Raw genomic sequence first — 13,870 nt, 5'->3', positions numbered from 1 at the left:
CAACATAACTCAACACCATCGTTGAATTAGAAAGGTGGATAAAGGATGAAGAAGGTCATTGTACCAATTTTACTTATGCTTATAAGTATAGGGATACTTACTGCTTGTGGTAAGGAGACTTCTAGCAATGCAAATGAAGGGTTAAAGGGAGAGTTAACGGTATATACAGCAGTTGAAGAAGAATTGTTACCAAACTATCTAGAGTCCTTTGAGAAAAAATATCCGAATGTAGAATTGAATATAGTCCGTGATTCTACAGGGATTATTACCGCAAAACTTTTATCAGAGGGAAAGCATACGAAGGCAGATGTAGTTTGGGGAGTTCAAGCTTCTAATTTATTAAAATTAGATCAACAGAATTTACTTCAATCATACTCGCCTGAAGGGATAGAGGAAGTACCAGGAATATTTAAAGACAAAAACCAAGAATCGCCGAAATGGGTAGGGAATGTTGTTACAGCTTCTGGGATTACAGTAAATACAGTAGAACTAGAAAAAATGGGATTAGATGTACCTAGAACGTATGAAGATTTAACTGATCCGAAGTATAAGGGATTGATAGCAATGGCGCATCCTGCTTCCTCTGGGACAGGCTACTTGCAGGTTTCCACTTGGCTGCAAATGATGGGTGAAGAACAAGGTTGGAAGTACATGGAAGATTTGCATGAAAATGTTGGTATGTATACCCATTCTGGTTCAAAGCCAATCCAAATGGCTGCGACAGGAGAGTTTCCAATCTCATTAGGGCTTGTTTATAGTGGTGTGCAAGAAAAGCAAAAAGGTGCGCCAGTAGAAGTTCATTTGCCGAAGGAAGGTCTAGGTTGGGATGTAGAAGCCAATGCCATGATCAATAAAGAAGATACAGAGAGTGATAAATTAGCCAAAGCTTTTCTTGATTGGGCAATTTCTGATGAAGCTATGAAGGAATATCACCAAGCTTATGGTCTAGCAACAAAACATGAGAACCTTCCAACTGCCGAAGGATTCCCAGAGAATTTTGAAGATCTGTTGTATGAAAACCATGATTTGAATGTATCCGCGAAAAACCATACAGATATTATTAATACTTGGGAATCAAAATTCGCTGAAAAAGCAGAACCTAAAAAATAATCAAGGAGTGAATGGGATGAGTAATACAGACAGAAGTTATTTGTCGATAAGCCATGTACAAAAGAAGTTTGGACGTTTTACAGCTTTAAATGATATTTCTGTTGACATAAACAAAAGTGAATTTGTTTGCCTATTAGGTCCGAGCGGCTGTGGCAAAACAACGCTTCTACGAATTATTGCCGGGCTTGAGGAACCATCAAAAGGAACTATCATCATGGCTGATAAAGATATGACCAATGTTCCGCCCGCAAAGCGAAATTTTGGGATTGTCTTTCAGTCCTATGCACTCTTCCCAAATTTAACTGCGTTACAAAACGTAATATTTGGTCTAAAAACTAAGAAGTTAACACAAAAAGAAATAAAAGATCGTGCTAGGGAGGCATTAGCACTTGTTGATTTAGAACAGGTAGGTCACCGCTATCCTGCTCAATTGTCAGGAGGGCAACAACAGCGAGTTGCTCTTGCAAGGGCAGTAGCCTTATCTCCAGATTTCCTATTGCTTGATGAACCACTTTCTGCCCTCGATGCAAAGGTGAGGGAGCGACTTCGCTATGAAATTCGCTCGATTCAAGAAAAGCTGAAGATAACAACGATAATGGTAACACATGATCAAGATGAAGCATTAACAATGGCGGATAAAATTGTTGTAATGAATGAGGCAAAAATTATGCAAGTTGGTACACCGTTAGAAGTATATGAGCGCCCAATAAATGCGTTTGTAGCCGATTTTATTGGTTCAATTAATTTCTGGAAGAATCAGAATCAAGAGAAATTGGCGATTCGACCTGAACATATACGCCTTGCTAAGTCGGGAGGGATAAAGGCACAAGTAGAAACAATCGAATTTCGTGGTCCTGTTTTTCGAGTTCAGTTTATAGTTTATGATCGGAACTCTGATTTAAATGGATCAAGTATAAAAGCAGATCTTACCATGAAAGAAGTACATGAGTTTCATTTACAAAAAGGGTCAGAGATTCATTTGGATCTATCACTGGATCGCATTCTGGCTTATGACGCCTAAAAACAAGAGCATAAGTGTTCGTTAAGCAGTGTGTCTGCTAGAGCTGGCAGTGAGGAGATTCTATTAAGCTTCCATTTTGTCTCGGGTTAAGAAGCCATCATGCCCACATCTAAGACTTGATGTGGGCCAAGAGGTTTAGATAGGGAGTGCATTTTGCAGTACGAACAAATCCTCGTAGAATGAAGTTTCATATTATATGTTCCTAGACGATAGGAAAAGTCGTATATCAAATAATTAACGTCTCACAGACATCATCGTAGAAGGAGGCAGGAAGGGAATGAAGCAAGAATATGCTATACCTGCAAATACAGCAAGACAACCGTTCTTTTTCAACAGAGAAAATTGGCTGAAACGTAGTTTACTGCTTGTTATGCTAGTGACGTTTCTTGTAGTACTTGTGTTGCCATTAATGACGCTGTTTGTAAAAGCTTTTCAAAGTGATGACGGTGTGTTTGTAGGGATTGATAACTTTATAAATTATTTTCAAACACCTGCGCTGGTTCAATCTTTACAAAATACATTTTTCATTGCAGCCATGACTACAGCGATATCTGTTAGCCTAGCATTTGCTTATGCTTATTGCTTGGTTAGAACGGATATAAAAGGGAAAACCTTCTTTCGTTATGCTGCATTTTTGCCTTTGTTTGCACCAACGATGATGCATGGTATTGCCCTTGTCTATCTATTTGGTAATCAGGGGATCTTTACAAATGGTTTTTTTGGACTGTTGCCGGCAATGGATATTAACCTTTACGGACCAGTTGGCATTATTATTGCCGAAGTCATTTATACATTTCCACAGGCGTTTATGATCATGCTTGTTGCCCTTGGTAATTCGGATTACCGATTATATGAAGCTGCAGAAACGCTAGGTGTAAATAAGGCTAAACAGTTTTTTACCATTACACTTTCTAATGCAAAATATGGCCTGGTTAGTGCGATATTCCTTGTGTTTTCTCTTAGTTTCACTGATTATGGTGCACCTAAAGTAGTAGGTGGACAATACAATGTACTTGCAACGGATATCTACTCCCAAGTTGTTGGGCAGCAAAATATGAGTATGGGAGCAACTGTAGGTATTTTATTAATGATTCCAGCGTTACTAGCCTTCTTTTCAGATCAGCTGGTGAATCGTAAACAAAGTTCATCCTTATCAACAAAAGCAATCCCATTTCAAGTGAAGCAGAATAGGAAGCGTAATGCTCTGGCATTTTCTTTTGTTACAATCATTACCATTTGTGTGTTCCTTGTATTTGCAGCAGTAATTATAGCGGCGTTGGCACCTGGCTGGCCATATAATTTATCTTTTAATCTAGCTAACTTTCAATTAGAAAGTTATACAGGTGGTGGTTTCACAGCTTTTAAAAATAGTTTGCTAGTAGCAGCATTATCTGCTGTGTTTGGCACGATCTTTACATTTATCTATGCTTATGCAATTGAAAAAATTCGAAAGATGACGGGACTGCGAAAGGCAGGAAAGTTCTTCTCTATTTTGCCGGTTGCGGTACCAGGTTTAGTAATTGGGATAAGTTATGTTCTATTTTTTAGTCAACCAACAATTGAATTATTTGGGAGTCGTTTCACTAACCCATTTAACTTCTTATACGGGACAATTGGAATTATTGTTCTTGCTAACATATTGCATTTCTATTCTGTCGCATACGTTACGGCAACAAGTGCATTAAAGAAGTTGGATAAAGAATTCGAAACCGTATCTGAATCAATGGGTGTACCCATGTATAAGACATTTTTTAAAGTAACTGTGCCAATGTGTATGCCAGCAATATTGGAAATGGCGATGTATTTCTTCGTCAATTCAATGGTCACCATTTCAGCTGTTGTGTTTCTGTATACCGCAGAATTCAACTTAGCAGCAATTTCTATTGTCAATTTAGATGATGCCGGAAACTTAGGGCAGGCAGCAGCACTTAGTGTGCTTATCATTATCACGAACATTGCAGTTCGAATACTCTATGAGCTTGTCGTTTACTGGATTCAACAACGACGTAAGTACAAACAAAATCAACTAACGGAAGGAATGGTCATGAATGAATAAGGTAGAGGCAGTAATATTTGATTGGGCTGGTACAACAGTGGACTATGGATGTTTTGCACCACTTGAGGTGTTTTTGGAGATATTTCGTAAAGAGGGAGTTAGCGTTTCAGTGGAAGAAGCGCGTGGACCAATGGGAATGTTGAAAATTGAGCATATTCGCACGATGCTTGCAGAGCCACGGATTCGACAAGAGTGGATTCGTGTCAAGGGGGAGGAACCTTCAGAAACTGATGTCCATCGAATGAATGATGCCTTTGAGGACAATTTATTCCAGGTGCTTTCACATTTCACCGAACCGATTCCTGGAGTCGTCGATTTAGTCACGTTACTACGCAGCAGAGGAATAAAAATTGGGGCAACGACAGGTTATACAAAAGCGATGATGGAAATTGTAGCACCGGGTGCCAAAGCGCAGGGCTATGCACCTGATTGTTATTTTACTGCAGATGACGTAAAAGCTGGACGTCCTTATCCATGGATGTGCTATCGTAACGCAGAAGAGCTAGAAGTATTCCCTATGAATAAGCTGATAAAAGTAGGTGATACCCCAACAGATATGAAAGAAGGAAAGAATGCAGGAATGATAACCGTTGGTGTTGTACTTGGTAGCAGTGAGTTAGGACTTACGAAAGAAGAAGTTGAAGTCACGAAAACAAATGAATTGGAAGAACGTATTCGTTTTGTTTCAGAGCAACTAAAAGCAGCAGGTGCAGATTATGTTATTAAACAAATTCGTGATCTAGAAGCAGTAGTTAATGATATCGAAGGGACCCCTTTACCTAAGGAGGAGGGTAGTCTGTTATGAAAAATGATTACTTGTTATTAACCCCTGGACCTCTATCGACATCGGAGACGGTTCGAAAAGTGATGCTAAAAGACTGGTGCACTTGGGATGCTGAGTACAATCAACTTGTGCAAGATGTACGGAGCCGTCTTGTTCAATTAGCGACAACAACTGTAGATAAATATACAGCAGTATTGATGCAGGGGAGCGGCTCTTTTACAGTGGAAGCAGTCCTTGGTACGGTTATACCGAAGCAAAGAGGAAAATTGCTGATTTGTACGAACGGTGCATACGGAGATCGGATCGTGGAAATGACAGAAGTACTCGGAATAGCTACTACGGTTGTTTCAACAGAAGAAAGCGAAATACTGGATGAACAACGAATCGCAGCTGAATTAAAACGAGACCCGGCCATTACGCATGTTGTCGTTGTGCACTGTGAAACGACAACTGGTGTATTAAATCCTGCGAAAGCTATTTGTCAGCTTGCTAAAAGCTATGGCAAAATCACAATCGTAGATGCCATGTCAAGCTTTGGTGGAGTAGAGATGGATGTATTTGATTGGAATATTGATTTTTTAATTAGCAGTGCTAATAAATGTATTCAGGGAGTCCCTGGTTTCGGGTTTTGTATAGCGGACCGTGATAAATTAGAAGCGTGTAAAGGAAATGCGCGCTCTCTTTCTTTAGACCTTTATTCGCAATATAAAAAAATGGAAGAAGCAAATGGAAAATGGCGCTATACATCACCAACACATGTAGTTCGAGCTTTTCACCAAGCACTTATAGAATTAGAAGAAGAGGGGGGGATTACTGTTCGTAACCAACGCTATGCAACAAATCAAGAACAATTGGTAAAAGGTATGGAAGAACTTGGATTTCATGTGCTTATTCCAAGAGCGTATCAATCACCAATAATAACATCCTTTCTTTATCCTAAACAAACCAATTTTACGTTTGAGCAATTTTATCAATCATTGAAAAAGCAAGGTTTCGTAATTTATCCAGGAAAAATATCAAAGGTTGATACATTTCGAATCGGAAATATAGGTGAGGTTTATGTAGAAGATATTCATCTTCTTCTCGGTGTTATCAAGAGCTTTATTGTAGATAAACAAGAACTTTTTGCATAGATTCAGGACTTGTTCGAAGGGGAGATATATAAATGGAACTATTGTCAGACGAGCGAAAACACAAAATCTTGAACCTCATCGATCAACATGGAAAGGTCAGTGTACGTCAATTGGCATTGGATTTCAACGTGTCAACAGAAACCGTTCGCCGAGACCTTGATGAATTAGCAACGAAGAATCTTCTAAAAAAAGTGTATGGTGGTGCGCTAAGGATTGAAACAACTCGTAATGAACCAACCATTATGGAACGTAATATAACGAATCAAGTTGAAAAAAAACGGATTGGAGAGCAAGCAGCATCAATCACCGAAGATGGCGATGTTATTTTTATTGATGAGGGGAGCACTACCCTGCAAATGATTCCCGCCTTAGTGGGAAAAAGCGGACTAATGGTTATTACGAATTTTTTTCCAATTGTAAAAGCATTGATGGAATATGAACAAAAAAAACAGTTTGATGGTGATATTATATTTTTAGGTGGGCATGTTCATAGTGCACATGGTCGTACAGGTGGCTCATTTACAAAAACAATGGCCCAATCATTTTTTCCTGATAAGGCTTTTATATCCTTAGATGGAATAGAACCAAAGATTGGAATGACGGGGTACCACCCGGAAAAATGTTCACTTTCAGAATTATTCATTTATCAAGCTAAACAAGTTTACGCATTAGCGGACCATTCAAAGCTTGGTGTAACCGCAAATTATAAAATTGAATCACTTACAGCATTTGATCATGTCATCTGTAATGCTGACGCACCCGCTAACTGGGATATAAAGGGTCTCGATTGGATTACTTGTTAAAGCTACTTATAAAAAAGTGGAAAAGCTTCTAATATAGAGCTTTTCCACGTTTTTTTAAAAATCCTTGGACCAAATTGGCAGAAGAAGTTTAACCCCGCGTTTATTAAATGGTAACACCTTACTATCAGCAATCAAATGACTAATATAAGCGATAATGCATGTATAATAAACACCTTCTATTGCAAGAGAAGTTTCTAGTTTAGAAGCAATAAATCCAAAAAAAATAACTCCTAGAATCGAATGTGTATAGCTTCGATGAGCTACAAAGGAGGCAATAAGTATGTAAATTCCTAACAGCATTAACCATATTTCTTGCAAGGATATTCCGCCTGCTAATACACCAATTCCTGTAATTGTTAGCATATGGCGTTGTTTTATGGAAGAGGATAAGGCTAGTAAACCTAATCCAATCCCCATACCGATGAATCGCTCATTTTCCGTTCCTTCATAAAAGCTATAACAAATAAGTAATATACCAATGAACTGTGCAACGGTGCGAAACATCTTATGAGACAAGGTAATTTTTCCTCTTAATTTTCCATCAATATCAAGATCTGGTATTAATCCAGAAACGGTTCCTAATCCGACGAGTAAGAGTGTTTCAGAAGGAGTCCCTTGAACATTATTTGCTACAATAAATCCTGTTGCTGCTCCAATTGCTGCATGTGCTGTACCGTTCATGTTTTCACCCCTTCCAATCGTTATCTTGTGGAAAACAGCTTTTTATATTGTACAACAAAATGTATGTTCTGTTTAGGGGGTGAATAAAAAATAGAGATACAACCGATCTCCGTACATGGGTTATGTTGCTTTGAATGGAGTTTTAGCAATAATGATATATAACAATTCATTTGGGGAAAACTTTTCAGTTATATGGAAGCCTGCATTTATTAATGCTTGCTCCATATCCGATGATGAGATTCTTGGTGGTCCATTTGGAGAAAATTCTTTCTCCTCAAATTCCACACATACGAAATAACCATCTTCTCTAAGCACTTGTTTTATTTGCTGTAATGCGTTGGATAGTGGTTGAACCTCATGTAAAACAATGGATGCTAGGACGATGTCAATAGAGGCATCTGCTAATGGTATATTATCGATTGTTCCTCGGATGGTATGAACATTTTCAATAGTGTCCTTTTCGGTTTTGGTTTTTATCAATTCCAACATTTTAGGATTTATATCTAGTGCGTATACCTGGCCATCTACTAGGTTTGCTGCTGGAATTGTTAAATAGCCGGTACCTGCACCTACATCTAAAATAGTATCTGTCCTTTTGATGGGTAGCATGTCTAATAATCTTTCTGGAGGGAAAGATTCTCTTCTTTTAGGATTATCTAAATCGTATACTATATTTGAAAAGGGTTTGGAATGATTTTTATGGTTCATATTCAACCTCCTAGGCTTCATGATTTGCTTTTCAAATAATATTATCGGTGCATTTGTCTTCCATTGTATTAGCAATATCAATTAAAAACTTATTATTAAGCTCATTTTTCATATTATATTCGGCATCGATCATCACACGTTCAATGAGACAATCTGTATTATGATTCAACGAGCAACTAAATAAATTGGAGTCTCCCTCGATGGAAGTAATTACATCTAGAAATGAAATTTCATTCTTCGGTTTAGAAATTTGATAACCACCTTTAACTCCAGGTGTCGATTCAATCAGTCCACCTTTAGCAAGCTTTGTTAAGATTTTTGACAAATAAGTAGGTGATAGATTTTGTATTTCCGCCAAACGCTGGACACCTATTGTTTTTCCCTTAGGAAGAAGAAGTAGATACGCCATCGTGTGCAGGGCGTAGTTAGTAGCTTTCGAATATTTCATTATGTCCTCCTTGCAGTATTAAGGTTATTAAAGAGTGTCTTTATCTTTAATTAGATTTAGATTATCACTTTAAGAAAATCATGTCAACTTTCAGCGGCTATTACTCTCACTATCCTTCATTTACAGGACAATCTGTAAAGCTCTACATCTAAAATAAAAAAGAGGTATGAAATACAGAATCCATACCTCAAGCAATACTACTCAATCAAAACTAAACCTGTTGGTAGGGTTTCGATGTGAAGAACAATACGATTGTAATCATCAGTCCAATTACACCCAATCCAAACAAGATGAATTGGATAGGGATTTGGATAGCAGCTAGACCAGAAACAAGTGCATATGCTACTGGATCAAACCCATTCATTGCTAGGAAAATTAAGCTCATCACCCGCCCCATTACATGAATATCGGTTGTTTCTTGTGCGGCAGTAAAAAATGGCACAAATACAAAGGACATAGACAAACCAATAAAAAATACAACGACGGTTAATAGTATTAAGTTAGGAACCCAGCTAAAAATGATAAAGGCAATTAAAGCGCATACCAGTCCGGATAGAGAGGTTTTTCCTCTTCGTTTTATTGGTATCATGCTAAGAAATCCAGTACCAACAACTAACCCAATTCCAAGGCTTACTTCCATATAACTTAGATTTAAAGGTGTTCCACCATAAGCATCTACAAGTAACGGAATAGCGACATGAAGTGCTCCAAATACAAAGAAATTAAGGATAATTAAAACCAGTAACCCTGTTAATAAAAAGTTTGAATGACGAATATAAGAAAAACCAACCTTTAGATCTTGCAAAGGGGTCTGTTTTGTTCCCTTTTCAACAGGCGATTCTTTAATATACGGTGGAAAGATTAATACCGCTGATAAGAATACCAATCCTGTAGCAACCAAATAACTACCAGACACACTTACTTGTTCCATCAGGAAGCCTGCAAGAATAGGCCCAATTACAAATGATATTTGATCTACACCTTGAAAAACAGCATTTGCTGGTTGTAAAAGTGTACGATCAACAATTTTTGGAATCATGGAAGAACTAGCTGGCCCAAAGAAAGCGTCGAGCATTCCAAACAAGCCGGATAAGATTAGCAGTAACGCTAACGTCATGTTGTCTTGCGATACAAGTATAAAAATAATTAACAATAATATCGACTGAATAAGATTTGTACTAAACATAATTGTTGTTTTTTTATATTTATCTGCAAGTAATCCTCCGAAGGCCATCATAAGGATACGAGGCACGGTGGCAGCGATGAGCACAAGCCCAAGTGTTCCAGCAGATCCTAAATCGGTGATAACATACCAAGTCGTAGTGGTTAAAAACATACTAAACCCAACAACAGCGAATATACTAGATGCGAATAAAAGAACAAAGATTCGATTATTAAATAGAAATAATGGTGACATAACGCAAATCCTCCGAAGTAATAAAATCTGATTCTTCTACGTAGGGTAGCTTTACATGTTTTAGGTATCATGTTATAGTCATTTTACATTAACTACCGAACGGTCGTTTTAAAATTTTAACCTAGCAATTATTGTTTGTCAAAGGAGGAAAATAATGCAAACAAAAGAAAAGCTATTACTTGAAAGTATGGAACTGTTCGCCGCGTATGGCTATGAGGGAACATCAATGGCAAAAATAGCGGAAAAAGTTGGGCTGAAAAAGTCATCGTTATATGCCCATTACACGAGCAAAGAAACGTTGTTTTTAGATGTAACAGAAAAAATTACAAATGAGTATGTACATCTTATAGCACAATCTATCGATAATAACGAACAATCGAGTGAGAAACGTCTTTATCAATCTTTTATGATTCATGTAAAGGACCTAGTAAGCGACGATGCAAGTATTCAATTCTATAATCGCTTCGTTCAATACCCTCCGCAGAATTTAGAAAAGGAGTTATTTGCATATCTGGAACGTAGTGAAGAGGAAGCGTTACGTATCCTAGTTAAAGAGATTGAAAACGGCCAAACGGTAGGAGAAATTAGTAAAGATCTAGAAGCAAAGCAAATCGCTCATACTTATTTTTGTTTACTCGAGGGATTGTCAAATGAAATCATCTTTTATGATTATCCGACATTACAACATCATGCAGAGCGTATATGGGAAGTGTTCTGGCGTGGTATTCGTATGTAACAAAGTGGATGAGGAACGTGGCAGGATGCTGTCGTTCCGTTTTATACAATTGATTGAAGCAGTATGAGCGTATGCCAAAAGAATGAAAGAAGTCATTCTTCCGTTTTTATTTTTTAAATGAAGCTACAACTAATCTATTTATCTCATAAAAAATCTTGCCATTCATAAAATAGGAGTAGCCATGAAATTATGTAATTGATATGGTCAGTCGTCAACTGTTAAGTGTAGTAAAAGAATGGAATCGTCGTGTAGTCACTACAATACAGTTGTCAAATAGTAGTCGTAAAGGTAGGTAGAGGAAGGATATTTTTCTGGCATGATTTTCGCTTGTAAACTCAAGAGTATATAAAATTTATTAGGGGAGGAAGGAAGTTGGACATGCTTGCTGTTTTTCGAATGCCAAGAACCATTCATTATGGGAGATCTGCCTTAGAACGGATAGGTGAAGAGACTGCTCATTACGGAAGCAAAGCTTTAATTATTAGTGATGAAGTAATGAGTAGCCTTGGATACATCAGTAATGTACGTGATTATTTAGCAACAGCGAAAGTAGAGAGTGTTACATATCTTGGGGTGGCATCTGAACCTACTGATGTATTTGTTACAGAAGCCCTAGAGTTAATGGAGGAGAAATCATGTGATGTAATTATTTCAATAGGTGGCGGGAGTTGTATTGATACTGCGAAAGCCGTTTCTGTACTGGCTGCAAATGGTGGGTATATTGGGGACTATACGAACAGAAACAAAACAATAACGAAAGCACCTATTGCGCATATCGCGATACCGACTACTGCAGGAACGGGTTCTGAAGCTACGGATGCCACTGTTATAACCAATACAGCAAACGATGTGAAAATGATGATTAAACAGCCAGCATTTATGCCGGAAGTTGCTATTGTTGATCCGCTATTAACGATTTCATCTCCAAAGCATGTTACTGCAGCAACCGGTATTGATGCGCTCAGTCATGCGATAGAAGCATACATTTCAAGACAATCACAACCTATGACAGACACATTGGCCCTTTCAGCGATGAAATTAATTGTAGACCATATTGAAGCAGCTTATGAACATGGAGAGAATTTAGATGCAAGGGGAGCAATGGCATTAGGTGCACTACAAGCAGGGATTGCCTTTACGAATGCATCTGTATGCTTGGTTCATGGGATGTCAAGACCAATTGGAGCTTTGTTCCATGTACCTCATGGTTATTCCAATGCAATGTTGTTACCAGCAGTGCTAGAATTTAGCCAAGAACATTGTAGGGAACGTTTAGCTGATTTGGGGAGGTTTTTTGTTCCTACTAAAGAGAAGGTCGATAATCAAACTGCTGCGGATATTGCAGTAAATGAGGTTAAACGCTTATGTAAGGAGTTACAAATTCCGAATTTACGTGGTTGGGGAATTGATGAGAGATCTTATGAAAGCGTTATCAAAAAGATGGCATTAGATGCACTTGACAGTGGCAGTCCAGCAAATAACCCAAAGGTTCCAACCAGATTAGAAATTGAATCACTATATCGAATTTGTTTCGATTACAATTATTCAACAGATAATGTTATGAAATAGATCGTAAGGGAGCGTGTCGATTATGGATGTTCTTGGTATGGTTGGTTTAATTGGGGCGGTAGTATTACTCATTTATTTAACGATGAAAGGAATTAATATCATTATTGCTGCTATCCTTTGTTCGATTGTAATTGCAATCACTGGTGGACTTAATCTGGAAACAGCGTTAATGGATAATTATATGTCTGGGTTTACTAGTTATTTTGCATCTTGGTTCTTGGTATTTTTGCTTGGTGCAATCTTTGGGAAAATCATGCAAGAAACGAAATCAGCAGAAAGCATTGCACAATGGATCAAGAAAGTAATAGGAGAGAAACGTGCGGTACTAGCAGTTGTGGCAGCAGCTGCAATTATGACTTATGGTGGTGTGAGTTTATTTGTTGTAGGCTTTGCTATTTATCCAATTGCTGTTTCATTATTCCGTGCAGCAAATTTACCTCATCGATTTATCCCGGGGGCGCTTGTTTTTGGCTCGATCTCATTTACAATGACATCACCTGGATCACCAGAGATCCAAAATATTATTCCTACTGAATTCTTTGGAACAACTCCAACAGCTGGTGGTTGGATAGGTTTGTTAATGGGGATTTTTATCATGGTAGTAGGCGGTTTATGGCTTGGTTCCATGGTGCGAAAAGCATCGAGGAAAGGAGAAGATTTCGCGTTGCCAAGTGCTTCTCCAATCAAAGCAAATGAAGAGTTGGCAGCTGCTTTAGCACAAGAACAAACAGAAGAAAAGCAGGCAGACTTGCCAAATATCATTGTTTCAATTCTTCCATTAGTCTTGGTGATTGTTATTTTAAATATTTTAGGTCAATTCATGAATCCAACTACAGCGTTGTTAATAGCAATGACTGTAGGAATCATTGTTGCATGTTTAACCATGCATCGTTTCTTAAAGGAATTCTGGGACTCACTAGCTGTCGGAACACAAAATGCACTTGTGGCATTGTCAAATACATGTGGCGTCGTAGGTTTTGGTAGTGTTGCGGCTCAAGTGTCTGCATTTGATGGATTAGTAAATGGTCTTGTTAATTTACCAGGACCACCCTTGTTAGGATTAGCATTAGGTGTTTCAATTATTTGTGCCATTACTGGATCTGCTTCAGGAGGGCTCGGAATCGCTCTTCCGATTTTAGCTCCAATTTATATGAGTCAGGGATTAGACCCTGGTGCAATGCACCGTTTAGCTGCTCTTGGTTCAGGAGGTCTTGATTCCATGCCGCATAATGGTTATGTTGTTACAACAGTCCGTACTATTTGTGGAGAATCCCATAAACGAGCATATACACCAATACTTTATTTAAGTGTCATTTTGCCTATGGCGGCAATGTTCATTGCTGTTATATTATATTCTATATTATAAATAAGCATTTCTTCATTTAGCCTCAGTCAGTTTCAAGG

At 38.1% G+C, this 13,870-nt stretch carries 13 protein-coding genes; 9 read left to right on the top strand and 4 right to left on the bottom strand.

Annotated features, from left to right (window positions below; genetic code table 11):
* Positions 1-45 precede the first annotated feature (45 nt).
* From BN990_RS13570 to BN990_RS13545, 6 genes are all read left to right on the top strand, one after another.
* Positions 46-1,110, top strand: a complete 1,065-nt coding sequence (locus BN990_RS13570) for a putative 2-aminoethylphosphonate ABC transporter substrate-binding protein (protein WP_021292423.1) — start codon at positions 46-48, stop codon at positions 1,108-1,110.
* Positions 1,111-1,126: 16 nt separating this feature from the next.
* Positions 1,127-2,131: an ATP-binding cassette domain-containing protein gene (locus BN990_RS13565; protein ID WP_021292424.1), complete on the top strand. Its 1,005-nt coding sequence runs from the start codon at positions 1,127-1,129 to the stop codon at positions 2,129-2,131.
* A 277-nt stretch (positions 2,132-2,408) separates the two neighbouring features.
* A complete protein-coding gene (locus tag BN990_RS13560; protein WP_074436686.1) occupies positions 2,409-4,187 on the top strand; it encodes a putative 2-aminoethylphosphonate ABC transporter permease subunit in 1,779 nt (592 codons plus the stop codon).
* The gene (gene phnX / locus BN990_RS13555; RefSeq protein ID WP_038245563.1) at positions 4,180-4,992 is read left to right on the top strand and encodes a phosphonoacetaldehyde hydrolase; all 813 of its coding nucleotides are present in this window, start codon (positions 4,180-4,182) and stop codon (positions 4,990-4,992) included. The genes BN990_RS13560 and phnX overlap by 8 nt, the downstream gene beginning before the upstream one ends.
* Complete coding sequence (gene phnW / locus BN990_RS13550) at positions 4,989-6,104, top strand: 2-aminoethylphosphonate--pyruvate transaminase (RefSeq protein ID WP_038245562.1); 1,116 nt, start codon at positions 4,989-4,991, stop codon at positions 6,102-6,104. Before phnX ends, phnW begins: the two co-directional genes overlap by 4 nt.
* 32 nt (positions 6,105-6,136) lie before the next feature.
* A complete protein-coding gene (locus tag BN990_RS13545; RefSeq protein ID WP_038245561.1) occupies positions 6,137-6,907 on the top strand; it encodes a DeoR/GlpR family DNA-binding transcription regulator in 771 nt (256 codons plus the stop codon).
* A 54-nt stretch (positions 6,908-6,961) separates the two neighbouring features.
* Here the strand turns inward: BN990_RS13545 and BN990_RS13540 are convergent, their stop codons facing one another.
* The 4 genes from BN990_RS13540 to BN990_RS13525 all read right to left on the bottom strand — a co-directional run bounded on the left by BN990_RS13540 (position 6,962) and on the right by BN990_RS13525 (position 10,161).
* Positions 6,962-7,588 (bottom strand): metal-dependent hydrolase, encoded by a 627-nt coding sequence (locus tag BN990_RS13540; protein ID WP_021292429.1) that lies wholly within the window; start codon positions 7,586-7,588, stop codon positions 6,962-6,964.
* Between the two features lie 120 nt (positions 7,589-7,708).
* A complete protein-coding gene (locus BN990_RS13535; protein ID WP_038245560.1) occupies positions 7,709-8,296 on the bottom strand; it encodes a class I SAM-dependent methyltransferase in 588 nt (195 codons plus the stop codon).
* A 31-nt stretch (positions 8,297-8,327) separates the two neighbouring features.
* A complete protein-coding gene (locus BN990_RS13530; RefSeq protein ID WP_038245559.1) occupies positions 8,328-8,744 on the bottom strand; it encodes an RrF2 family transcriptional regulator in 417 nt (138 codons plus the stop codon).
* A gap of 211 nt (positions 8,745-8,955) precedes the next feature.
* Positions 8,956-10,161: an MFS transporter gene (locus BN990_RS13525; RefSeq protein WP_038245558.1), complete on the bottom strand. Its 1,206-nt coding sequence runs from the start codon at positions 10,159-10,161 to the stop codon at positions 8,956-8,958.
* A 154-nt stretch (positions 10,162-10,315) separates the two neighbouring features.
* On the opposite strand from BN990_RS13525, the gene BN990_RS13520 reads away from it, so the two are divergent.
* The 3 genes from BN990_RS13520 (at position 10,316) to BN990_RS13510 (ending at position 13,832) form a co-directional block, all read left to right on the top strand.
* Positions 10,316-10,897, top strand: a complete 582-nt coding sequence (locus BN990_RS13520; protein ID WP_021292433.1) for a TetR/AcrR family transcriptional regulator — start codon at positions 10,316-10,318, stop codon at positions 10,895-10,897.
* A 372-nt stretch (positions 10,898-11,269) separates the two neighbouring features.
* Positions 11,270-12,466 carry an iron-containing alcohol dehydrogenase gene (locus BN990_RS13515; RefSeq protein WP_101953558.1) on the top strand — a complete coding sequence of 399 codons (1,197 nt, stop codon included), beginning with the start codon at positions 11,270-11,272 and terminating at the stop codon, positions 12,464-12,466.
* Between the two features lie 22 nt (positions 12,467-12,488).
* Positions 12,489-13,832, top strand: a complete 1,344-nt coding sequence (locus BN990_RS13510) for a GntP family permease (protein ID WP_038245557.1) — start codon at positions 12,489-12,491, stop codon at positions 13,830-13,832.
* Positions 13,833-13,870 lie beyond the last annotated feature (38 nt).

The sequence above is a fragment of the Virgibacillus salexigens genome, assembly GCF_000723585.1.
Classification (GTDB): domain Bacteria; phylum Bacillota; class Bacilli; order Bacillales; family Amphibacillaceae; genus Virgibacillus; species Virgibacillus salexigens.
This window is presented reverse-complemented; position numbering and strand designations above follow the sequence as displayed.